The organism is Methanofollis liminatans DSM 4140 (assembly GCF_000275865.1).
Classification (GTDB): Archaea; Halobacteriota; Methanomicrobia; order Methanomicrobiales; family Methanofollaceae; genus Methanofollis; species Methanofollis liminatans.
Map to the genome: position 1 here is coordinate 861,617 of NZ_CM001555.1, position 20,542 is coordinate 882,158.

General features: G+C 59.4%; 24 protein-coding genes and 1 tRNA gene. 17 read left to right on the forward strand and 8 right to left on the reverse strand.

Annotated features, from left to right (window positions below):
- Positions 1-93 precede the first annotated feature (93 nt).
- From METLI_RS04310 to METLI_RS04345, 8 genes are all read left to right on the forward strand, one after another.
- Complete coding sequence (locus tag METLI_RS04310) at positions 94-870, forward strand: tetratricopeptide repeat protein (RefSeq protein ID WP_004038340.1); 777 nt, start codon at positions 94-96, stop codon at positions 868-870.
- 96 nt (positions 871-966) lie between these two features.
- Entirely contained in the window at positions 967-1,884 is a 918-nt protein-coding gene (locus METLI_RS04315) for a beta/alpha barrel domain-containing protein (RefSeq protein WP_004038341.1), read from the forward strand.
- Between the two features lie 75 nt (positions 1,885-1,959).
- Positions 1,960-2,865, forward strand: a complete 906-nt coding sequence (locus METLI_RS04320; RefSeq protein WP_004038342.1) for a class 1 fructose-bisphosphatase — start codon at positions 1,960-1,962, stop codon at positions 2,863-2,865.
- Positions 2,862-3,644 (forward strand): fructose 1,6-bisphosphatase, encoded by a 783-nt coding sequence (locus tag METLI_RS04325; protein WP_004038343.1) that lies wholly within the window; start codon positions 2,862-2,864, stop codon positions 3,642-3,644. The genes METLI_RS04320 and METLI_RS04325 overlap by 4 nt, the downstream gene beginning before the upstream one ends.
- A gap of 121 nt (positions 3,645-3,765) precedes the next feature.
- Positions 3,766-4,002, forward strand: a complete 237-nt coding sequence (locus tag METLI_RS04330) for an LSM domain-containing protein (protein WP_004038344.1) — start codon at positions 3,766-3,768, stop codon at positions 4,000-4,002.
- Positions 4,003-4,009: 7 nt separating this feature from the next.
- On the forward strand, positions 4,010-4,351 hold the full coding sequence (locus METLI_RS04335; RefSeq protein WP_004038345.1) for a helix-turn-helix transcriptional regulator: 342 nt from the start codon (positions 4,010-4,012) through the stop codon (positions 4,349-4,351).
- A 224-nt stretch (positions 4,352-4,575) separates the two neighbouring features.
- Positions 4,576-5,148, forward strand: a complete 573-nt coding sequence (locus METLI_RS04340) for a flavin reductase family protein (RefSeq protein WP_004038346.1) — start codon at positions 4,576-4,578, stop codon at positions 5,146-5,148.
- Positions 5,149-5,269: 121 nt separating this feature from the next.
- Complete coding sequence (locus METLI_RS04345) at positions 5,270-6,886, forward strand: putative manganese-dependent inorganic diphosphatase (protein ID WP_004038347.1); 1,617 nt, start codon at positions 5,270-5,272, stop codon at positions 6,884-6,886.
- An 897-nt stretch (positions 6,887-7,783) separates the two neighbouring features.
- Here the strand turns inward: METLI_RS04345 and METLI_RS04350 are convergent.
- The 7 genes from METLI_RS04350 to METLI_RS04380 form a co-directional block, all read right to left on the reverse strand.
- Positions 7,784-9,481 carry a CHASE4 domain-containing protein gene (locus METLI_RS04350; RefSeq protein ID WP_004038348.1) on the reverse strand — a complete coding sequence of 566 codons (1,698 nt, stop codon included), beginning with the start codon at positions 9,479-9,481 and terminating at the stop codon, positions 7,784-7,786.
- A gap of 269 nt (positions 9,482-9,750) precedes the next feature.
- Positions 9,751-9,822 (reverse strand) — tRNA-Arg (locus METLI_RS04355).
- Between the two features lie 70 nt (positions 9,823-9,892).
- Complete coding sequence (locus tag METLI_RS04360) at positions 9,893-10,555, reverse strand: hypothetical protein (RefSeq protein ID WP_004038349.1); 663 nt, start codon at positions 10,553-10,555, stop codon at positions 9,893-9,895.
- Between the two features lie 126 nt (positions 10,556-10,681).
- On the reverse strand, positions 10,682-11,848 hold the full coding sequence (locus tag METLI_RS04365) for an ArgE/DapE family deacylase (RefSeq protein WP_004038350.1): 1,167 nt from the start codon (positions 11,846-11,848) through the stop codon (positions 10,682-10,684).
- 11 nt (positions 11,849-11,859) lie between these two features.
- A complete protein-coding gene (locus tag METLI_RS04370) occupies positions 11,860-12,375 on the reverse strand; it encodes a hypothetical protein (protein WP_004038351.1) in 516 nt (171 codons plus the stop codon).
- A gap of 100 nt (positions 12,376-12,475) precedes the next feature.
- Positions 12,476-13,354: a GTP 3',8-cyclase MoaA gene (gene moaA, locus METLI_RS04375; protein ID WP_004038352.1), complete on the reverse strand. Its 879-nt coding sequence runs from the start codon at positions 13,352-13,354 to the stop codon at positions 12,476-12,478.
- Positions 13,341-13,943 carry an RlmE family RNA methyltransferase gene (locus METLI_RS04380; protein WP_004038353.1) on the reverse strand — a complete coding sequence of 201 codons (603 nt, stop codon included), beginning with the start codon at positions 13,941-13,943 and terminating at the stop codon, positions 13,341-13,343. Before METLI_RS04380 ends, moaA begins: the two co-directional genes overlap by 14 nt.
- A 100-nt stretch (positions 13,944-14,043) precedes the next feature.
- Between METLI_RS04380 and METLI_RS04385 the strand changes: the two genes are divergently transcribed.
- Together METLI_RS04385 and METLI_RS04390 are read left to right on the forward strand one after the other, a co-directional pair.
- Positions 14,044-14,787, forward strand: a complete 744-nt coding sequence (locus METLI_RS04385; RefSeq protein ID WP_004038354.1) for a DNA polymerase sliding clamp — start codon at positions 14,044-14,046, stop codon at positions 14,785-14,787.
- Positions 14,788-14,789: 2 nt separating this feature from the next.
- Positions 14,790-15,773, forward strand: a complete 984-nt coding sequence (locus METLI_RS04390; RefSeq protein WP_004038355.1) for a DNA primase large subunit PriL — start codon at positions 14,790-14,792, stop codon at positions 15,771-15,773.
- A gap of 8 nt (positions 15,774-15,781) precedes the next feature.
- On the opposite strand, the gene METLI_RS04395 is transcribed toward METLI_RS04390, so the two are convergent.
- Positions 15,782-15,964, reverse strand: coding sequence for a hypothetical protein (locus METLI_RS04395; RefSeq protein WP_004038356.1), 183 nt, complete (start codon positions 15,962-15,964; stop codon positions 15,782-15,784).
- Positions 15,965-16,044: 80 nt separating this feature from the next.
- Here METLI_RS04395 and METLI_RS04400 point away from each other — a divergent pair, with 80 nt between their 5' ends.
- From METLI_RS04400 to asd, 7 genes are all read left to right on the forward strand, one after another.
- Positions 16,045-16,593 (forward strand): HD domain-containing protein, encoded by a 549-nt coding sequence (locus METLI_RS04400; protein ID WP_004038357.1) that lies wholly within the window; start codon positions 16,045-16,047, stop codon positions 16,591-16,593.
- A gap of 32 nt (positions 16,594-16,625) precedes the next feature.
- Positions 16,626-17,198, forward strand: coding sequence for a thiamine-phosphate synthase family protein (locus METLI_RS04405; protein ID WP_004038358.1), 573 nt, complete (start codon positions 16,626-16,628; stop codon positions 17,196-17,198).
- The gene (locus METLI_RS04410) at positions 17,189-17,383 is read left to right on the forward strand and encodes a 30S ribosomal protein S17e (protein WP_004038359.1); all 195 of its coding nucleotides are present in this window, start codon (positions 17,189-17,191) and stop codon (positions 17,381-17,383) included. Before METLI_RS04405 ends, METLI_RS04410 begins: the two co-directional genes overlap by 10 nt.
- Before the next feature lie 11 nt (positions 17,384-17,394).
- Positions 17,395-18,270 (forward strand): 4-hydroxy-tetrahydrodipicolinate synthase, encoded by an 876-nt coding sequence (gene dapA / locus METLI_RS04415; RefSeq protein ID WP_004038360.1) that lies wholly within the window; start codon positions 17,395-17,397, stop codon positions 18,268-18,270.
- Complete coding sequence (dapB, locus tag METLI_RS04420) at positions 18,263-19,027, forward strand: 4-hydroxy-tetrahydrodipicolinate reductase (RefSeq protein ID WP_004038361.1); 765 nt, start codon at positions 18,263-18,265, stop codon at positions 19,025-19,027. Before dapA ends, dapB begins: the two co-directional genes overlap by 8 nt.
- 61 nt (positions 19,028-19,088) lie before the next feature.
- Positions 19,089-19,262 carry a DUF362 domain-containing protein gene (locus tag METLI_RS04425; protein ID WP_004038362.1) on the forward strand — a complete coding sequence of 58 codons (174 nt, stop codon included), beginning with the start codon at positions 19,089-19,091 and terminating at the stop codon, positions 19,260-19,262.
- Between the two features lie 254 nt (positions 19,263-19,516).
- On the forward strand, positions 19,517-20,533 hold the full coding sequence (gene asd, locus METLI_RS04430) for an aspartate-semialdehyde dehydrogenase (protein WP_004038363.1): 1,017 nt from the start codon (positions 19,517-19,519) through the stop codon (positions 20,531-20,533).
- Positions 20,534-20,542 lie beyond the last annotated feature (9 nt).

The window sequence follows — 20,542 nt, forward strand, 5'->3', positions numbered from 1 at the left end:
TTGCCCGATAAATTCCGTTCAATTTTGTATTCACTTGAATATGGCAGATTGAAAAAACAATGCCTTTATCATTGAGCGACATATTGAGTCCAGATGAAGCTGAAGTGGATCATCCTGATCCTGCTGGTCGTCGCCGCTTCCTGGGTCTATATCTCGGACAAAACCTCAAAAGACCCTGCGTTCATCGACTCGGCGATCGCCAACACCAGCACCGCCGCCGCCGGCACCCTGATCTCGGTGGGTCAGTACGATGCCGCGGTCGTCTTTGCCGATCTGGCCCTCCCGGTTGCGACGGCCGATTGCGATCTTCTCATGGAGAAGGGGAAGGCGCTCTCGGCGCTGGGAAGGAACGAAGAGGCCTCGGCCTGCTATGACCTGATCCTCGCGGAAGACCCGGACGCCGCCGACGCTCTTGCCGGCAAGGCGACGGCATTGTTCAGGATGGGAGATATGGAGACCTCGTATGCGTATGCGATGGATGCCCTCGCCATCGACGGCACCGATCTCGCCGCCCTTGAACGTGCCGGCGCCGCCAGCCTCAACCTCGGCAATTATGCAGAAGCTGCAGACTATTACGACCGGATCGTAACGCTCAGGCCCGGCGATGCGGCTGCATGGATCAGGAGGGGAGATGCCCTCCTCTCCATCTCGATCCTGATGGAAGAGGAGATGAAGACCGCCTTCTCAGACCTGGGAAAGCCCGGTGCGACGATGGGCACCTTAAATATCGATCCCTATATGGAGGCGATGGAGTGCTACAACCGCGCCATCAGCCTTGACCCGATGGTTGCGCCCATGCTTGCGACCAGGATGATCGCCCGGTCTCAGATGACGATCAATACCTGTCAGGATATCCTCGAAAACCTCTGAACCGGCCTGATCGCCACCCCCCTGTTTTTGTTTCTGCACCGTCCCCTGACGCCTTTCCAGTAAAACATAAGTACCGGGTGAAATGATTGAGTCTGTATGTCTGCGAATGTTTCCGTATCTGTCCCTGCCGATGTCCCTGACGAGGTAAGGGAGACCTATATCGATAACTTTTCGACCATCACCAAGGGAACGGGCCGCCTCATGCTCTTTGCCGGCGACCAGAAGATCGAACACCTCAACGACGATTTCTACGGCGACGGGATCCACCAGGACGATGCCGAACCCGAGCACCTCTTCAGGATCGCAAGCCAGGGGCGCATCGGCGTCTTTGCGACCCAGATCGGGCTGGTCGCCCGGTACGGCCGGGACTATCCCGAGGTGCCGTACCTCGTCAAACTCAACTCCAAGACGCACCTGGTCAAGACCGCCCAGAAAGACCCGGCCAGCCCGATGATCACCACGGTGGCCCAGGTGGTCGCCCTCAGGAACCAGACCGGGCTGAAGATCGCCGCTGTCGGCTACACGATCTATCTCGGGTCGGAGTTCGAGGCCCAGATGCTCGCCGAGGCCGCACAGGCGGTGCTTGAGGCGCACCAGCACGGTCTTCTCACGGTGCTCTGGATCTACCCCCGCGGTGCGGCGGTCAAGGACGAGAAGGACCCGCACCTGATCGCCGGGGCGACCGGTGTCGCCGCATGTCTCGGTTCGGACTTCGTCAAGGTCAATGCCCCGAAGAAAGAGGGGACGGCGTCGGCTGTCCTCCTCAAAGAAGCCACCCTCGCCGCAGGGCGGACAAAAGTCGTCTGCGCCGGCGGGTCGAGCGTCGATGAAGCGAAATTCCTCAAGGAACTCTACGAGCAGATCCACACCGGCGGCTGCTCCGGGAACGCCACCGGGAGAAACATCCACCAGAAGTCCCTCGAGGAAGCGGTGCGGATGTGCAATGCGATCTCGGCGATCACCATCGATGGTGCGTCCCTTGAGGATGCCCTGGCCCTTCTGAAGGGCAACTGAACAATATTTTTCCGTCCTGAAGAAGGGGGCGCACTCTATAAGGGACGGAGTTGAGAATCACAGGGAGAGGATATTATGACGACGTTGCATGAGTATCTGGAGTCTGCAGGCTGCGAAACCGACCTCTGCACACTGATAGAATTGATCGCAGAGCAGGCGCAGCCGATCAGGGAGGCGTTCATCACCCATCAGGCATATGCCGAATCCGAGAACGTCTATGGCGAGCGGCAGGCTGCGATGGACACCTGGTCTGACGAACTGATCACCCGCGTCCTCGGGGAGTCCGGGCTGGTGCGCGCACTCTCGTCAGAGGAGCAGGACGAGGTCAGGACATTTCCCGGGGCGAAGGCCGAGTATGCCGTGGTGATGGACCCGATGGACGGGTCGTCCCTGATCCAGACGAACCTCGCCGTCGGGACGATCGTCGGCATCTTCGGCGGCGGCGACGTCCTCCAGCCCGGGCGGGACCTGAAGGCGGCGCTCTATATGCTCTACGGCCCGATGACCACCCTCACCCTGACGGTGGGGAAGGGCGTCTGCATCTTTGCGATGGACCACGGCGGCGTCTACCGCCTTCTCGAACGGGACGTGCGGATCCCTGACGGAAACCTCTACGGCACCGGCGGCGGGAGGCCTGACTGGATCGATCAGCACGCCGCCTTCATCACCGCCGTCGAGGCGGACGGGGCAAAACTCCGGTACACCGGGTCCTATGTTGCCGATTTCCACCAGATCCTCAAATACGGCGGGATCTATTGTTACCCGGCCCTGAAGGGAAAACCGAAGGGAAAACTCAGGCTCCTGTACGAGGCGATCCCGGTCGGCTTTATCGCGGCGCAGGCCGGCGGTGCGATCACTGATGGCCATATTGACCTCCTCGACCTCAAACCGGCAGAACCGCACCAGCGCACGCCTATCTATGTCGGGTCGATGAACATGATCAGCCTGGTGAAGGAGACGTTCGAACGGTCGCGGGTATGATCACTCTCACGGTCCTGACGGCCGACTTCGGCGGCTTCCCTGCAGGGCTGCGGGCCCACCCGCTCCTCGTGGAGAAAGCGGCAAAACTGCTCAGGGCCGAGCACGGTAAGCGGATCATCGACTCGTTCACCACCAGGGCGGGAGGGAGACTGGCCTCTGTGTTCACCTCAGCAGGGGAGGATGGGGCTGTTTGTGTCGTTGACGACCTCTGTGCGGCATGCAGGATCGTTTCAGGTGAGATCGGATTGTCCGGGAGCGGCGGTGCCGAAACGGTCAGCCTCACCTTTGAAGAGCGGCCCGGAGAGGCGGTGCTGGTCTTCCTCTCCGCCGGTGCCGCCCCGAGCGTCTGGGGCATGCCCCTCTGCCGGATCTTTGCCGACCCCTTCACCTCTCCGGCTCTGGTCAGGGAACCCCTGATGTGCGGGGGGTTTTCGTTCACCTGCGACGACGGGTCGGTCTTTTCCACCCCCGCGGAGATCTGCGGTCTCCTTCGTCACCTCGAAGGCGGGCGCCTTCCGGTCAGGGTCGAACGGCAGGATCGCCTGCCGGCGGCGGCAGCCGGCCGCGGCCCTGACCCGGCGCTCATCGTCAGGGCAGGGAAAGGGCTGCCGGTCGTCGGGGAGGCCATCACCGCCGCGGCCGGAAATGGTCTCATGGCGGTCAGCCTCTGCGATATGACGCCGGTCCGTCCGAAAACGGCGTGCCTGGGCTTCAGTATCCATGACGGCATGCTCATCGGGCCTGCCGACCTCTATGACGATCCGGTCTTTGGCCGCTGACGCTGCGGTGGAACCGCCGGGGAAGGCCGAAGATCGATGAGGTATCTGCAGGATCGTGGCTGATTGAAGGATTCCGGGCTGATGGAAAGATTCAATACCTTCGACCGCCACATAACCTCAGATGGTCAACAGTATTGTTCTGCCGGTCAAAAAGGTATATTCTCTTGTTGATTCCAGGATTAATGTTGAAATCAAGGACGAGGGAAGGAAGTTGCAGGGCAGGCTTGTTGCGGTGGACGAACACCTGAACCTGCATATGGAAGAGACGATCGAGTACACCGGCGAGCAGCGCGGGCGCAGCCTTGGCACGGTCGTTATCAGAGGGAACAATATTCTGACGATCTCGCCTCTTGTCTGATAGGATTATGCCGTCCGTTGAAGACGAAGCCCTGAAGATCATCCAGTCAAGGCCCGAGGGGGTTCTCCAGAGCGAGCTCTGGAAACTCCTCGACATCGACAGCCGGAAGTGCTCGCGCGTCGTTAAGAAATTATTCGATGCCGGCCTCATCGACCGGATCGAGTTCAGGGAAGAGGGCATCAAGACGTATCAGCTGAAGGCGCGGCAGCAGGCGGTCGACCCGGCGCTCCTGATGGCCGGCGAAGAGCTGATCCCCTGCATCGCCTGCGAACTCGACTGCATCGTGGAGCAGTGCCCTCTGCTCCTTGACTGGATGTACGAGCTCGCAATAAACGAGGTCAACGAGTAGCCCCCGTGATTTTCCGCGCCTCCTGCCCCTGATCCTTTTTGATCGGGGTGCCTGAGGCGCCCTGTCGGATCGATTTCCTGCCGGCAGGAAGGATGTTCATCTTTTATCCTGGTATTTTTGAGAGATTCTTCCTGTTTCATCCGGGGGGCCTGGCGAAGTGTTTTCCGGCCTCCCCCCGGCACTGATCGCAACTGACTTACCGCCCGCCGCCCCTATTGGAGGGCATGAAGCAATCGATAGGTGCGAAAACGCTCCTCTACCCGCACCCGGTCCTGATCGTCTGCACGTACGACGCCGCGGGCACCCCGGATGCCATGACCGCCGCCTGGGGCGGCATCTGCTCGTCCGACCCTCCTTCAGTCGCCGTATCGGTCCAGAAAGTGCGAAAGACCTACGAGAACCTGATGGCGAGATCCGCCTTCACCGTCTGCATCCCGCCGGCCCGGTATGTGGCAGAGGCCGACTACTTCGGGATCGAGTCCGGGAGAAATGCCGACAAGATCAGGGCCGCAGGATTGACCGCCGTGCAGAGCGACGTGGTGGACGCCCCTTATATCGCAGAGTTCCCGGTGGTGCTCGAGTGCAGGGTCTCGCAGACCGTCGAGATCGGCATCCACACCCAGTTCATCGGGGAGATCGTCGACGTGAAGGTGGACGGATCCGTCCTCGGATCTGACGGAAAACCAAACGTCGAGAAGATCGCCCCCTTCATCTATGACTCTGCCGCCCGAACCTATCGCGCCGTGGGATCAGAGATCGCACGCGCCTTTTCGGCAGGGCTCGCCCTCAAGAGGTAAAGTCTGGTGCTCTTGGCCCCGCCGAGGTCAGGGACAGCCTCCCCCCTCCCTCGGGGCAAGGGGATAAGAGGGCGGACGGGCAAGTCTATAGCGGCAACCCTGCTCCACGCGGAGGATCATCATGAATAAGGTCTATGTGATCGGGCACAGGCACCCTGATACCGACAGCATCTGCAGCGCAATCGGCTATGCCGAACTCCTCAACTCGAAAGAGCCTGGAAAATACGTCCCGGCCCGGTGCGGCGATATAAACCCGGAGACCAGGTTCGTTCTGGAACGGTTCGGCGTCGAAGCCCCGCTCTTCATCGAGAGCGTCGAGCCGAACGTCTCCGATCTCCCCTTCACCTATCCGCTGAGCGCGCGCGCCGACGTCCCGACGATCGAGGTCGTCGCCATGATGGACGAGCACGGCGTGCGGAACATGCCGATCGTCGATGACGAAGGGCGTCTTCTCGGTCTGGTGAGCGAACACGGCCTTGCACGTGCCTACGTGACGCGTACGAAGATCCAGCAACTCTCGATCACGCCCATCAAACTCGAAACCCTTGCAAAGATCCTGGATGCCCGGATCGTCGTCCCGGGCAAGGATCTCCTGGAAGGGAGGGTGCACATCGCCATCGACGCCCTCCACGTCTCCCTCTCCCGCCTCACCTCCAGCGACGTCGCCATCGTCGGCGACAACGAACCGGCGCAACTGGCCCTGATCTCCGCGGGGATCGCCGCCCTGATCATCGCCGACGGTTCGCCGGTCGGCGACCGGATGATCAACGCCGCCGTCGCCAGGAACGTCGCCGTCCTTGCCACGTCCCTCGACGCCTTCGGGGTCGGTAAGATGATCAACCTCTCCCTTCCGGCGAGCATGGTGATGGCGACCGACGTCCCGCGGATTGCGATCTCCGACCCGCTGGAATATGTCAAGGACGTCGTTTCGAACTCCAAGTACAGGACGGCCTGCGTGGTCGAGGGAGACAACCGTCTCCTCGGCATGGTCTCCAGGAACACCTTCGTCGACGACATCCACAAGTCGGTGATCCTGGTCGACCACAACGAGTACTCGCAGGCCGTGGACGGTATCGAGAAGGCCGACGTCATGGAGATCGTCGACCACCACCGCCTGGGGGCGATCACCACCTTAAAACCGATCCGCTTCCTCAACGACCCGGTGGGCTCGACATCGACGATCATCACCCGCAAGTTCATCGAGAGCGGGGTCGAACCGACGCCCTCGACGGCCGGCCTTCTCCTCTCGGGTGTCCTCTCAGATACCCTTGCCCTGAAGATGTCCACGACCACCCCTGAAGACGAGCGGGCGGTGAACTACCTCGCCGGCATCGCCGGTGTCGATGCCGGTGCCTTCGGGATCGAACTCGTCCAGCAGGGGATCGAGCTGGAGAACGTGCCCCTCCACGAACTCCTGCTCAGGGATACGAAGCACTACAACCTCTTCGAGAAGAGCGTGGTCATCTCGCAGGTCACCGTCCCTTCCTTTGAGTTCTCCGCCTCCCATGCAGGAGAGATCAGGGCAAACGTGGCGGCGCTCCGCGAAGAGACCGGCGCGGATTTTTTCGTCGCCCTCTTCACCAACGTCTTTGAAAATGCAAGCGACCTCTTTGCGGCGGCGGACGAGGTAAACCTTGCAAAAATGGGCATGGCCGAGCAGCCGAAGAGGCTCGACGGCGTGATGTCGCGGAAGAAGGATTTCCTTCCCCAGTTCGGGAACATGCTCAGGCGCCTCTGAGGCGCCGGCTTTGTAGGCCCCCTCATTTTTTTCGGATGCGAGCGTGACGCATTCGCATTCCACCATCTTCGCGCCGGGAGGACCGGGGGGCGGCAAGCCCTCCGGGAGAGGTCTTATCGATTTTCCAGAAATCGCACATCCTCGACGTGAAGAGACGATATAACGAATAGCGAAGTTCGCCTCTGCCCGGGGGTTGCACCCCCGGACCCCTGCACACGATTGCCTCTGAAATGAGGGAACAGGAGGAGCGGTGCATCTATCGATGAAAAAATCCTGATGGTCCGGTTGGCGTGGCTTTCCCGTCCCTGTCTCTATCGTATTTGCAGGGGGGTCAGGGGCGGCCAGCCCCCCGGTAAGGGCTGCTCGATTTTCCAGAACCCTCACGCTCTCGGTGCGAAGATGCGATAATTACTCAGGGTGGAGAGGACACCGCGCCGGGGGTTGCACCCCCTGCCCCCTGCATACGATTGCCCCGAATATGCGGGGACGGGAGGGGCGGAGCATCTCTCGATGAAAAATAATGGATGGACGTGCCGGCGCGGTTTGCCCGTCCCCGCCCCTATCGTATTTGCGGGGGGACCGGGGGGCAGCAGGCCCCCCGGCAGGGGCATAACCTGATTTCCCGTATGCTCACACAACGCCATCCTCTGCCCGGGGGTTGCACCCCATTGGAGCGGATTGCCCCGAATATGCGGGGACGGGAGGGGCGGAGCATCTCTCGATGAAAAATGATGGAACGGCGTGCTGGCGCGGTTTTCCCGTCCCTGCCCCAATCGCAGTTCCGAGGGGCAGCAGACCCCCGGCAGAGGGGCACCGATCCCCCATCTGCTCCCGGAAACTGGCGGGCGAATGGCTTCGTCCAGACCATCCTGTAACTTTTCATACCAACCGGGGCGTCTATTTTTCCTCGCCGATCCGGTAGTGCTTCCTGAGGAACTCCCTGACCTTCTCAGACTCGATATAGCCGCGATCGAGCTGGTTGACGAGGTCGTCGATGATCTCGACCTGCGTCAGGACGGATTTCGCCTCTTTGCAGGAGTCCATCTCGACGATCGCCTGAATAACCTGGAGGGGATTTCTGATCTCGTCGTTTAATATGGCGAACTGCTCGAGGTTCTGCTCAATCTGGCCGAACGCCTCGTCCTTGAGTCTCTCCATCTCGAGCCGTTCGGTGATGTCGCGCCCGATGACGAGCAGGTACGCTCCCGAACGCAGGTCGAACCTGTTCGCCGTGATCTCGGCGTTCCGGTGCGTTCCGTCTGCGGTCTGATACTCCCACGAGAAACTGAGGGACTCGCCGGCATACGCCCTCCTGATGTACTCCCTGATGGCGTCGGCAGAGCGCTGGCCGTCGGGCTGGTACGCCGGGGAAAGGATCTCGATCGGCGCCCCGAAAACCTCTTCCCGGGTGCGTCCGAGGACCTCGAGGGCGCGGGTGTTGCAGTCTTCCAGGCGGTCCCCTCTGATGATGAAGATACTGTCGTTTGCCGAGCGGAAGAGCGTGGAATATTTTTCCTCCGATTCCCGGAGAATCTCCTCATACTCTTTCTGCTGCTCAATCGAAGACTGGAGGGACGAAAAGAGGGCGTTCATCGATGTTGAAAGCGTCTCGATCTCGGCGACACCTCCTTCGCGCATGCGGCGGGAATAATCCTGATCCTTCCTGATGGCGGTGACCGTGCCGCTCATTATCTCGAGAGGGGATATGAGGGTTCTGTTGAGGGAGATGATGAGGACGATCCCTGCCATCGCGCAGATCACGGTGATGATGATAATATAGGCATAAATGGCCTCCAGGCCCTGAAGGTAAAGGTGGCGCGTGAGGTCGATCCTGGTGGTGAAGGCGGGTTTTCCGTTGATATCGGGGATGGTAATGATCCCTGAGACGATCGTTTTGTTCTCCGAGGGTGCGATGATGATCGGTGTGCCGTCTTCCGGCCCCGGGTTCTGGGAGAGGCCGCTGTAGATGGAGGGGTCGCCGGCGGACCGGATCGTGACCGGCATCTGGGTGATGTCTGAGATCTCTCCGGTCAGATCGTCGTCGATGTACCGCCCCATGATCAGGGTGCCGACTGCGGGGCCCTCGCCGGTGCTCCGCAGCACGGGTTCTGCGGCGACGATCATCGGCCCTTCGGGGAAGACGATGATCCCCTCGACGGTGTCGGAGCGTTGAGCCCCCAGGGATTCTTCGATCCGGGTGAGGAAATTCTCCGGGATTTGAACGGCGGTCTGGTTTTCGTGGTCGAATGTTCTGCCGTAGACCGGCATCCCTGTGCTGTTCAGGATGAGGAAGCAGTCCAGATCTGTATTGATATAGGTCTCGTCGACGAGATTGGAATCGATATATGCCTGATTCCTGTTCTGGACAAAGAAATAGGTGTCGTCCCACGTTGCCCAGTCCCTGCCGGTGACTCCCAGCGTATCGATCTCACGCTGGATGGTGTGGTTCACCAGATTGCAGGACTCTGTCACGGCGGTATATTCGGTTTCTTTCAGATTCTGGATGAGAAGATAATCTGAGGCGAAAAAGATGCCGCCGATCAGGGCAGAAGCCACCAGGATCATAACAAGAACGACATGCGTGAGCAGTTTCATTTTTTATCTGATCCAGTGTCTGGTGCCGGCGTGCTGCTTGAAGCGTGAGGGTCGGCCGCGGTGGTCTGACCTTTTCCCCCTGATCGGGCAGGGTCCGGTTGATGTAATTTATTTTATTATTTCTTATTTAGATGATCCTTTTTTGATCCAGAAATAAAATTTTGAGTTCTTATAAATATGTTGAAATTTTGATGTCAATGGAGTTCCTATAACTGTCTGAAGGGTCCGATAAAATTTCCCTGAATCGGAAGAACATGAAAAAAGGAAAACGCCCCGGCCGGGATTTGAACCCGGGTCAAAAGCTCCGCAGGCTTCTAGGATGTCCACTACCCTACCGGGACACAATGGTTGTGCCTAAAAAAATAGGTGTTCATCCCATATAATCGTTCCTCATCCTTCCTGCCGCCGGGGTCAGACGGACACGGCGTTTTCTCCCTCGATCTTACCTATTTTTATAGAAATGTCGGCAACAACCGCAGTGCCGCGCAGGTCTACCTGATAGGCCCCTCCCCTGAGCACCAGCAGTTGTTTGGATCTCCCGACCGTGTACTTCCCGTTGAAACCGTCCTGTGCTACAATATTCCCGTTTGCGTCCCGTATCGTCACCTCGAGATGACTGTTCGGGCTGATGCGCGTCACCGTCGATTTCTCTTCGTCCCTGTCGCCGTAACTGCTCTGATAGACGATCGTCCTCGTTTCCGTTTCCGGCGTCACAACGATATCTACGATCAGGGGGGGATATGTGGCATTGATCGTCCAGGCGTGGGCTTCACCCTTCAGATCGATCGTCTCACGAAGCACTTCGGGGTACACCGGCTTATCCTGGGTATTCTCAGGCAGTTGACGGGAAGCCGGGACTTTGGCCGGTGTCGTTGTCGCGGGATACGGTGTTGCCGGGCTCACATACTCGCTATCCAGTATCGCCGTGGTCGTTGGCGTGCCAGCCGGTGCCGTCGTCTCTTTGACCCAGAAGGGCGTGTCCGAACTCCCATCTCCCGGCGTCGCCTCAACGCACCCTGCCGCCATCAGGGCGATGCCGACGAATATTACGAGGCCCACCTGCAGAAACTTCATCAAATACCAATATATCCTCCAGATATTTATTGGTTTATGGGATGCAAAAAACGGATTGTTTATATATTTGATCCATCTTCCCGGATTTCAAATTATATAGATTTCTCACGCTGTGATCGTGCCTGATCAGCAATAGGAGAGTATCACATCCTGATAAATCTCTTCTGCGCACTGCAGGGAGCGAATCGAGACTCGCTCATCGATGCCGTGGATCGTCGTCACCTCTCCTGGCCCGTATTCCACCGCCGGAAAACCGGCCTTTCTGAGGTGGCGGGCATCGCTCGCCGCCCACTGGAAGATCGGCACGGGGTCGCCCGGGTACACTCGCCTGATCGCACCGCAGAGCCGCTGTACGATCGCCGACGACGGCGAGGTGCAGGACGGATCTGAAACTGCCGTCACCTTCATCCCGGCCGAGGGGACGCGCGATGCGATCTCGGAGACGATCTCCCCGGCGCTGCACCCCCACGGGATCCTGAGGTCGAGGTCGAGTTCGCAGTGTTCGGCGACGATATTCGCCTTTTCACCGCCCCGTATCACCCCCGGATTGAACATCACCCTCCTGAGGATGTGGTTGAGCCCCTGTATGCCGAAGAGCTCCTCGAGCACCAGGGAAGACCTCCCTATCATCCCCTCCATCTCGTGGCTGACCCGGTACTCCCGTTCGTGGATCTCCTGGAGGAAAGAGATGAGATTGTGCGCCTCCATGATCGCGCTCCTCCCGACCGCGGGGTAGAGGGAACTGTGGCCGGGCTTGCCATGAAACGTGAAGGATATCCGTGCAAGCCCTTTCTGGCCGATGCATGGGGAGAGCGGCGGTGTCGGCTCGGCGATGAGGGTGTCGCAGGGGCGCAGCACATCTTTTGCGAGCAGGTACTCGATCCCGTGCCCGGTCCCGGTCTCCTCGTCGCAGACAAATACGACCTCTGCCCGTGGTTCGACCCCGGCGTCGACGACCTTTCCCAAGGCGGCAAGGAGGGCGGCGCAGCCCCCCTTCATATCGCTGCTCCCCCGCCCCCAGATGAAACCGTCCTCCTCGACCCCTTCGAAGGGGGGATGGCGCCACCCCTCAGGGATTGCCGGGACCACATCGATATGGCCGCAGAGGAGGAGGGATGGATTCTCGTGCCTGGTAATCAGGTTGCACCGGCGCCCGTCCCTGGAGACGACGGCGCTCCGGATCCCGATCCCTGCAAGGACGGCCCCGATATACTCGGCGGCGTCTCGCGTGTCTCCTGGCGGGTTCTCGCTCCTGATCCGCACCAGATCCCTGCAGAGGTCGGCAACATCCATGGCAGGCCCCGTCAGGCGCCGAGGCTCTTCCTGTACTCCTCGAAGATGGAGGCAAGAGAGGCGCCGTTGTAGATGCTCTTGAAGAATGCCGGGGTAAAGAATTCCTCAAGGACATCCTGGAAGAACGAGGCCGGGATCGGACGGAGGCTGGCAGGGTCGAGCGAGATCCTGAAGCTCCGGTAACTCGCCGGGTTCTCTTCATCATAGATCGCCTGCCAGAGGTTTGGCAGAGTGCTGAACTTCTCCGGGTTCTCCTTCTTGAGCCAGTTGATGAAACCCGGGAAGAGCTGCCGGTCTCCCTTCTTCTCCTCATCGATCCGCCACCGCATGTACTCGCGGTTCATGATGTTCTTTGGCGACTGGTAGTTGAAGGCGAAGGAGTTGAGCGTGTACTCGATGTGCGCAAGCGAGTCAAGGAAATAAAAGTAGAGAACCGGATGAAAGTCGGCAGGGTCTTCGAGGATGATTGATTTTCCGTAGAAGCTCTTCAGCACCCTGAAATATTCGTCTTCGTCGAGGGCGTTCATATCATCCTGTTTGCCTGTCCTCCAGATATATCATTGTATTCTGGCACGGCGACCGCAACGGCGGACCCGGCCGCGGCGGCTCTGAAAATACAGTATAGGGTTATTTAAAAAAGGGCTCTCTGGCCCTGACCGCCTGCTCGAAGAGCGCCTCCAGTTCGGCGCCCTTCTTGCCCCTGATATCGACATGGTTGTCGGTACGGAGGAGGCAGGGTTTCAGGTACCCGTCAGACGTCACCCTGAGACGGTTGCAATAGGCGCAGAACTCGGTGTTGTGCAGGGGGCGCACGACCTCGACCTCGGCGCCGTCCATGCAATATTTCTTGCGGTGGTGCATCCGCCTGGTCAGGATCTCCTGCGAATGCTCTGCGATCTCTTTCTCAAGCCTGTCGACATCGCCGTGCATCTGGCACTCGTTGAACTCCATCAGCTCGATCACCTGGAGGATCAGGTTCTTGTTCCCCCGGACAAGGGCGAGGAAGTCGTCGATCTCGTCTTCGTTCTTCCCCTTCAGGAGCACCATATTTAACTTCACCGGCGTCAGTCCGGCGTCGACGGCGGCCTGGATCCCGTCGAGCACCTTCGGGAGGAGATCCCTCCCCGCGATTTCCCGGTAGCGTTCGGGCCTCAAGGTGTCGAGGCTGATATTCACCCGGGAAAGCCCTGCCTCCTTGAGGCCCTGTGCGAGGCCGCCAAGAAGGGTGCCGTTGGTGGTGAGGGAGGACTCGATCCCCGGAGGGACAGCCCTGACGATATCCAGGATATCGCGGCGCATCAGGGGCTCCCCGCCGGTGAACTTCACGCTTTTGATCCCGAGTTTTGCAGCGACCCTGAGGATCTCCCTGATCTCATCGAGGCTCATCTCACCCTCGGGGGCCACCTCGCCTTCGGCATGGCAGTAGATGCAGTTGAGGTTGCAGCGCGGGGTGAGGCTGATCCGCAGGTTTGTCACCGGCCGCCCACAGTCGTCACGGAGCACCATCTTTCTCCCTCCTGAAGTTTTTTGCGATAATGTAGGTTTCCCGGCTTCCCCGGCGGGAGGAAACAGGCCTAAACGTCTTGACCGAGAGGAAATGTTTTTTCACGTCTGCAAAAAGCTCGGGAAAATCTTCTCCCTGGAACGTCTTGCATATGAAGTTCCCTCCATCTTTCAGGACCGAAACCGCGAAATTGAGGGCTTCCTCCCCGAGGCCGATCGCCCGCGCCTGGTCATAACTCGTTGCCCCCGAGAGTTTCGGGGATGCATCGCAGGTCACGATCGAGATCGCCCCTCCCGCGAGCTCCTTCACCTGTTCCTGTACTTCAGGGGTTGTAAAATCTCCGACGACGGTGATGACTCCTTCCAGCGATGCAATCGGGTTGAGGTCGACACCGATGATCGTCCCCTTCGTCAATGTCCTGAGCACCTGCAGCCAGCTCCCTGGTGCCGCACCAAGGTCGACGACGGTGTCGTCCTCCCTGATCACCGGGTGCCGGTTCTGGATCTCAAGCAGTTTGTAGGCGGCCCGGGCTCTGAAGCCCTCTCTCTTCGCCTTATTGGAGTATTTGTCCCGTGTCCACTGTGATGTCATGTTCTGTTCCTGTTATGTTCGACAGGGCTTTGTTGCGATACCAGATAGAATAAAAAATATCATGATATAATGTATAATAGAGTCTTATAAGGGGTTTGTAATGTTAAAAGCAACGATTGATACAGAGACGTTCAGGGAGTCTATAGACGCTGTGGCGGCGTTGGTGACTGAATGCAGGCTCCACATCGACGGAAATGGGGTGCGGACCCGCGCCGTGGACACGGCGAATGTTGCCATGGTGTCCCTCCAGCTGGACCGGGATGCGTTTGAGACCTACGAGGCAACCCCTGAGGATATCGGTCTCGATATCGCAAAGATGAAGAATATTATCGGGATGATGGGCAAAGACGATCTCCTCTCCCTCAGCCTTGCCGAGGGCAGTCACAAACTGGAGCTCGCCTTCGGGAGCTACCAGTACTCGGTGACTCTTCTTGATGTCAACACCATCCGAAAAGATCCGAACCCGCCCACCATCGAACTCCCCGGCAGGGTGGAGCTTGCGGGCAGCGCCCTTTCCTCTGCCATCAAGGCCGCCGACGTGATCTCCGACAAGATCGCTCTTGGCATCGACGCAAAGGCCGACCTGTTCTTTATGGCCGCCGAAGGGGATACCGATCATATCAAGCTGGAGCTCAACCGGGACCAGCTCCTCGCCCTCGATGCCGCCGAAGCGCGCTCCCTCTTCTCGCTGGACTATCTCAAGGATATGGGGAAGGTGATGGGGCGCGCCGAGCGGATCACCATCGCCCTCGGGGTCGACCACCCGGTGAAGTTCATCTTCGACCTCGCTGAAGGAAAGGGCCACGTCGAGTACCTGTTAGCCCCGCGCATTGAAGCGGATTAAGCATGGTCGATGTCCAGGACCTTGCAAAATACCCTTTTCTTGAAGAGGCCCAGGACTATGTGAGACGTGAGTCCGGAACGCTGGACATCCTCCTGAAATCCGAGCGGGGCCGTTCTCTCTCCGATGCCGCCGTAACCCGGGTTCTCGACGCCCTCTCTCGAAAAAACCCTCAGGAGTGCCGGACCTACGGCCGCGATGCCCAGGAAGATCTCTTTTCGTACGTCATCGCCCGGATGCTGGTCTCCTGCCTCAACGATCGCCTGCTTATCGAGCGCTTATCACAGTTTGAGGCGCAGAAGGCTTATCTATCATTTATCGAGGAGGAAAAAGCCGAGAAAGAGGAGATCGCGCGGGCGCTGGGCATTGATATCGGATTGAACTCCCTGCCGGTCCTGACCTATGTCCCTCTGGTCAGCGGGCTGCACGAGGAGCGGTGGAAACTGGTGAACCGGAGCGTGAAGGGCGGTCGTGTCCTTCTGCTCAGGATCGAAGCGGAAGAACTGATACGAGAACGGATGCGGGAGATCATCAGGGAGCGCCTCCCCCTCTCTGTCCCTGAAGAGGTCTGCCGGCAGTTTTTGCCCTATACCGAAGCGATCGCTGCCGCCGTCCAGCAGCAGGCGCTCGAGGAGTTCGGGGCGGTGGACGAATCGTCGTTCCCTCCCTGCATCTCCGCCCTGATCATGGCGGTCACGGCCGGGACCAACCTCCCTCATGTCGGGCGGTTTGCGCTCACCGCATTCCTCAACAACATCGGCCTCTCCACCACCCAGATCGTGGAGGTCTTCCAGCGGGCCCCTGACTTCGACCTCTCGATGACGATGTACCAGGTCGAACATATCTCGGGACGGTCGGGAACGGAGTACACCGCTCCGGCCTGCGCCACGATGCGGACGCATGGCCTGTGTGTCCGCCGGGACGCCATCTGCGAGAAGGTCAACCACCCGCTCACCTATTACAAAAGAAAAAAGAAGATGCGTGAGTGAATCGAGGCTCACGCGATTTTTTTATTGATGATGTAGCCGGCGCCGCTCATCGTGATCAGGAAGAGCACAAAGGCGAGTATATACGCGATGCCAATGCTCTCCTTCATCAGATCGGGCAGGACGATCAGCAGCACGATGAAGACGAGCAGGCTTGCAACGCCGGTCAGCACGTCAAGTAAGCGTGAATCCATGTAGTATTCTCTTTTGCCCTCCCCCTATATCTCTTCTCCCTCGCCGTCACGTATTTCCAGCATGGGGTTCTTCATCCCCTATGGACTGGGAGGACGCATGCGAGGTTCTCAGACGATATGTCGGATCCGACTCCCTGAGAAAACACTGCATCGCAACGGCGGCGATCATGCGGGGTCTTGCCGTGCATTTCGGGGAGGACGCCGATCTCTGGGAGGCGATCGGGATCCTCCATGACGTCGATTACGAGACGGTGGGCGGGGACATGACCAGACATGGCGTCGAGGGGGCGGCGCTCCTCAGGCAGGAAGGATTCTCTGAGGAGATCTGCCGCGCGGTGGAGCGGCACAACCATCTGCTCTATGGGCCGTACACGCAAACGGTCGATCGCTCTCTCCAGTCGGCCGACAGCATCAGCGGTTTTCTGATTGCATGCGCCCTTGTCAAGGGGGGGGCGATCACCGCCGTCACGCCCGGAACCGTGAAGAAAAAGCTGAAGGACCGTACCTTTGCCGCCGGGTGCGAGCGGGACCGGATCGCATCGGTGAACGGGCTTATCGATCCGACGCTCTTTTATGAAATTGCGATTGCGTCGCTTGCCGGCAGAAGGGATGAGCTTGGGCTGCGTTAGCATTATGCCTCTGCCGGGCGAGTAGATCTCCCATGAGCGATGATGAGCGGGAGCAGGTGCTCAGGGATCTCCGGGCCGCCGTCGATCTCCTGGTCGGTGATATGGACCCGCGCCTCATTCCTGAGGTCGGCACCAACATCGCCTATGCTCTTGAAAAGGCGAAAGAGCCATCTGACGTTGCGGCCGTCGAGGGGCGGATCGTCTCTCTGGGTGGGCGGGCGCACCCGGTCGGTGGGGTGGCCTTCGGGGCGAGCGACCATGTGGCGCGGATCGTGCTGACGGCGATGCGTTTTGACCGGAGGGTCAGGTCGGCCGCGAACATCAGGTTTGCCGATCCGCTCCTGGAAGCGCTGGAAGAGATGATGCTCGACATCAGGTACTTCGACCGGGCGCAGGAACCGCCTGGCATCAGGACGATGGACTGGGGGGTCGCATCCTGCTGCAAGACCGGCGTACCCGACGTGATCTATGACCGCGGCGATCTCGGCAAGGAACCGATGATCCGGATCCTCGGTGAAAATCCCCGCGAGGTCGCACACAATATTCTTAAACTGTCAGGACGCATTAAAAATACAAATTCGTGGGACAGGTGCACATGGGAATAAAACCGACGTATATTAAAAGCCTTGGTCAGGAACTGATGACGAAAAACCCGAAACACTTCACCGGAGACTTTGACGAGAACAAGCAGGTCGTCTCTGAGGTTGCCGTCATCGAATCCAAGCGCGTACGGAACAGAGTTGCCGGCTACATCACCAGAAAGCAAAATACTAAAAAGCCTTTGGTGTAAACACCTTACTCATGTTTGAGGGTGTTTACCCAGCGATAATAACTCCTTTTATGCGGGGTCCGGACTGCGGTCTCGACCTCGTAGGTCTTCGCTCCAATATCGAGTACCTCATCTCCCGGGGAGTTGACGGTATCGTACCCTGTGGTTCTACCGGGGAATCTGCGACGCTGACCTTTGAGGAGCACGAGCAGGTGATCGGCGTGGCGGTCGATGCGGCCCGCGATCGTGTGCCGGTGCTTGCCGGGACTGGTTCGAACAACACTGCTGAAGCGATCAGGTTCACCCGTGCAGCCTCGGATCTCGGTGCCGACGGTGCGCTGGTGATCAGCCCGTACTACAACAAGCCGAACCGTTCCGGACTTATAAAGCATTTCACCATGCTTGCCGACCTCGACCTCCCGATCGTGCTCTACAATGTGCCGGGGAGGACCGGACAGAATCTTCAGCCGGACCTTGTCATCGAACTTGCCGACCACCCGGGGATTGTCGGGATCAAGGAGGCGAGCGGGAACCTCGAGCAGGTCTCGCGGATCATCGAAGGCACACGCGACAAGGATTTTGTGGTGCTCTCCGGCGACGACGCCCTCACCCTCCCGATGCTTGCCCTCGGTGCTGGGGGCGTGATCTCGGTCGCCGCCAACATCGAACCTGCGCGGATGGTGGCCCTGTATGGAGCGTTTATGGAGGGCGATCTGGCTGAGGCGCAGAGGATCCACTATGAACTCGCCCCTCTCTTCCGGGCCCTCTTCATCGACACGAACCCAATCCCGGTAAAGACGGCTGCGGCCCTGCGCGGTATGGCCGCAGGCCCGGTGCGCCTCCCCCTTGACGCCCTGGACGCCGCAAAGGCGGCAACGCTTGCGGAGGTGCTCAGGGGCTATGATTAAGGTCGTGGTCTGCGGGGCGCTCGGGAGGATGGGCACGGCGATCGGTCGCCTTGTTTCGGAATCTCCTGACCTGGAGCTCGTCGGCGGGGTCGACGTCAAGGCCGGCAGTTTCTATGGCGTCCCTGTCGTTGAGGCGGCGCGACTCGACGCCTTCCTCGAAGAGACAAAACCCGACGTGCTGATCGATTTCACTATCGCAAACGCTTCGGTCGGGAACATCAAGGCGGCGGCCGCGCACGGGGTGGCGCTCATCGTCGGGACGACCGGGTTCTCTCCCGAGCAGCGCGAGGAGATCCGGTTGGCCGTGGAGGGGCACGTTCCCGCCGTGATATCGAGCAACTACAGTGTGGGCGTGAACATCTTCTGGACCCTGATCAGGGAGGCCGCCAGGCGCCTTCCAGAGGGCTATGATATCGAGGTGACCGAGGCCCACCACCGCTACAAGAAGGACGCCCCGAGCGGAACGGCAAAGACGATCCTTGAGATCCTCGACGAGGAGGTCGGTCCCCGCACTCATCTCCACGGGCGTGAAGGCATGATGGAGCGGGGCGACGAGATCGGCGTCCACGTGATCCGCGGCGGCGACATCGTCGGCGACCACACCGTGCTCTTTGCCGGAAACTACGAGGTGCTGGAACTCTCGCACCGCGCCTATGACCGGGGTGTCTTTGCGAGCGGGGCCGTGCGGGCGGCGGCATGGGTGATCGGCCGCAAACCCGGTATCTATGGGATGGCCGACGTTCTCAATCTCTCCTGAGTTCGCCTGTATCGAAACCTATTTCTCTTTTTTTTAGAAATACATGGGAAGGAGAACTACTATGGTAGCAGTTGTTGACCCTGATCTCTGTGTCGGTTGTGAAACCTGTGTTGATGAGTGCCCGTCTGAAGCAATCACCATGGAGGACGGCATCGCCGTCATTGATAAGGATAATTGCGTTGACTGCGGGACCTGCGTCGATGTCTGTCCCTCGGCCGCCATCCATATGGAGTGAAGGCTGACCGAAAGGGCGTAGGGTCATCCTTTATGCCCTGCTCTGTTTTTTCCTGCTTCGGTCCTGTACCGTAGCATGCGCGCTTCTGCGCGTTTTCCGTCCGGGCCGTCCCTCTCCTGATGATTCTTCCTGCTCTTTCGACCTGTTTTTGATCGCGCGCGGTATCGTGAGATGCTCTCTTTGATCTGTGAAAGAAACTGGCATATTCGTGAAAGCAACCTTTTAATAAACCTCTGGCTATAGTAATGCTATCCATGATTAATGTAGGTATTCTTGGTGCCACCGGAGCCGTAGGGCAGAGATTTGTCCAGCTCCTTGCAGATCACCCCTGGTTTCGCCTCCATACCCTGACCGCCTCAGAACGTAGCGCCGGCAAGCGGTATGCCGATGTGGTGAACTGGCGGCTCGACGTCCCGTTTCCCGAATCGGTCGGCGACCTGACGGTCAGCCCCACCACCGCCGAGGCGGTGAAGGACTGTGATATCGTCTTCTCTGCGCTCCCGGCCGATGTGGCGCAGGGCATTGAAGAGGATGTGGCCGCGAACGGTGTCGGCGTCTGCTCGAACGCGAGTTCGCACCGCATGGACCCTGACGTGCCGCTCGTCATCGCGGAAGTGAACCCGGATCATCTCGGGCTCATCGACGTGCAGCATGACCGCGGGCGGGACGGCTTCATCGTGACCAATCCGAACTGCTCGACGATCATGCTCACCCTCGCCCTCGAGCCCCTGCGGACGTTTGGCTTCTCGTCGGTTCAGGTGGCGACGATGCAGGCGATCTCAGGCGCCGGTTTCAATGGCGTGGCCGCGATGGATATCTATGACAACGTCGTCCCCTTCATCAGAAGCGAGGAGGAGAAGATGGCGACGGAGCCGCGAAAGATCATGGGTTCTTTTGACGGCTCAGGCGTGGAAATGGCGCCCTTCTCGGTGAGCGCATGCTGCAACAGGGTGCCGGTGATCGACGGCCATACGCTTTCTGTGTGGGTGGATATCGACCGACCCCTCGATGAGGTTAGAAAGGCATTCCTTGAGTATGCGGCACCGTTCTCAGGGCTGCCCACGCAGCCTGCAAAGTCGGTCGAGTACTTTGACCAGCCCGACCGCCCGCAGCCAAGGCTCGACCGCAACCGGGGCAGGGGCATGACGGTTTCTGTCGGAAGGTTGCGTGAAGGGGTGCGCTTTACGGCGCTCGGCCACAACACCATCCGCGGCGCGGCCGGGGCCTCCGTCCTGAACGCTGAATTAATCTATATGAAGAAGTATCTCTGATAGACTATC

What these genes read in the sequence shown, in the direction of transcription:
- METLI_RS04385 (WP_004038354.1), top strand. Translation starts at nt 14,044, where the DNA reads ATGTTAAAAGCAACGATTGATACAGAGACGTTCAGGGAGTCTATAGAC.
- METLI_RS04365 (WP_004038350.1), bottom strand. Translation starts at nt 11,848, where the DNA reads ATGGATGTTGCCGACCTCTGCAGGGATCTGGTGCGGATCAGGAGCGAG.
- METLI_RS04425 (WP_004038362.1), top strand. Translation starts at nt 19,089, where the DNA reads ATGGTAGCAGTTGTTGACCCTGATCTCTGTGTCGGTTGTGAAACCTGT.
- METLI_RS04340 (WP_004038346.1), top strand. Translation starts at nt 4,576, where the DNA reads ATGAAGCAATCGATAGGTGCGAAAACGCTCCTCTACCCGCACCCGGTC.
- METLI_RS04370 (WP_004038351.1), bottom strand. Translation starts at nt 12,375, where the DNA reads ATGAACGCCCTCGACGAAGACGAATATTTCAGGGTGCTGAAGAGCTTC.
- METLI_RS04405 (WP_004038358.1), top strand. Translation starts at nt 16,626, where the DNA reads ATGAGCGATGATGAGCGGGAGCAGGTGCTCAGGGATCTCCGGGCCGCC.
- dapA (WP_004038360.1), top strand. Translation starts at nt 17,395, where the DNA reads ATGTTTGAGGGTGTTTACCCAGCGATAATAACTCCTTTTATGCGGGGT.
- METLI_RS04330 (WP_004038344.1), top strand. Translation starts at nt 3,766, where the DNA reads ATGGTCAACAGTATTGTTCTGCCGGTCAAAAAGGTATATTCTCTTGTT.
- METLI_RS04395 (WP_004038356.1), bottom strand. Translation starts at nt 15,964, where the DNA reads ATGGATTCACGCTTACTTGACGTGCTGACCGGCGTTGCAAGCCTGCTC.
- METLI_RS04390 (WP_004038355.1), top strand. Translation starts at nt 14,790, where the DNA reads ATGGTCGATGTCCAGGACCTTGCAAAATACCCTTTTCTTGAAGAGGCC.
- METLI_RS04325 (WP_004038343.1), top strand. Translation starts at nt 2,862, where the DNA reads ATGATCACTCTCACGGTCCTGACGGCCGACTTCGGCGGCTTCCCTGCA.
- METLI_RS04380 (WP_004038353.1), bottom strand. Translation starts at nt 13,943, where the DNA reads ATGACATCACAGTGGACACGGGACAAATACTCCAATAAGGCGAAGAGA.
- METLI_RS04360 (WP_004038349.1), bottom strand. Translation starts at nt 10,555, where the DNA reads ATGAAGTTTCTGCAGGTGGGCCTCGTAATATTCGTCGGCATCGCCCTG.
- moaA (WP_004038352.1), bottom strand. Translation starts at nt 13,354, where the DNA reads ATGGTGCTCCGTGACGACTGTGGGCGGCCGGTGACAAACCTGCGGATC.
- METLI_RS04350 (WP_004038348.1), bottom strand. Translation starts at nt 9,481, where the DNA reads ATGAAACTGCTCACGCATGTCGTTCTTGTTATGATCCTGGTGGCTTCT.
- METLI_RS04410 (WP_004038359.1), top strand. Translation starts at nt 17,189, where the DNA reads ATGGGAATAAAACCGACGTATATTAAAAGCCTTGGTCAGGAACTGATG.
- METLI_RS04345 (WP_004038347.1), top strand. Translation starts at nt 5,270, where the DNA reads ATGAATAAGGTCTATGTGATCGGGCACAGGCACCCTGATACCGACAGC.
- METLI_RS04310 (WP_004038340.1), top strand. Translation starts at nt 94, where the DNA reads ATGAAGCTGAAGTGGATCATCCTGATCCTGCTGGTCGTCGCCGCTTCC.
- METLI_RS04400 (WP_004038357.1), top strand. Translation starts at nt 16,045, where the DNA reads ATGGACTGGGAGGACGCATGCGAGGTTCTCAGACGATATGTCGGATCC.
- asd (WP_004038363.1), top strand. Translation starts at nt 19,517, where the DNA reads ATGATTAATGTAGGTATTCTTGGTGCCACCGGAGCCGTAGGGCAGAGA.
- METLI_RS04335 (WP_004038345.1), top strand. Translation starts at nt 4,010, where the DNA reads ATGCCGTCCGTTGAAGACGAAGCCCTGAAGATCATCCAGTCAAGGCCC.
- METLI_RS04320 (WP_004038342.1), top strand. Translation starts at nt 1,960, where the DNA reads ATGACGACGTTGCATGAGTATCTGGAGTCTGCAGGCTGCGAAACCGAC.
- dapB (WP_004038361.1), top strand. Translation starts at nt 18,263, where the DNA reads ATGATTAAGGTCGTGGTCTGCGGGGCGCTCGGGAGGATGGGCACGGCG.
- METLI_RS04315 (WP_004038341.1), top strand. Translation starts at nt 967, where the DNA reads ATGTCTGCGAATGTTTCCGTATCTGTCCCTGCCGATGTCCCTGACGAG.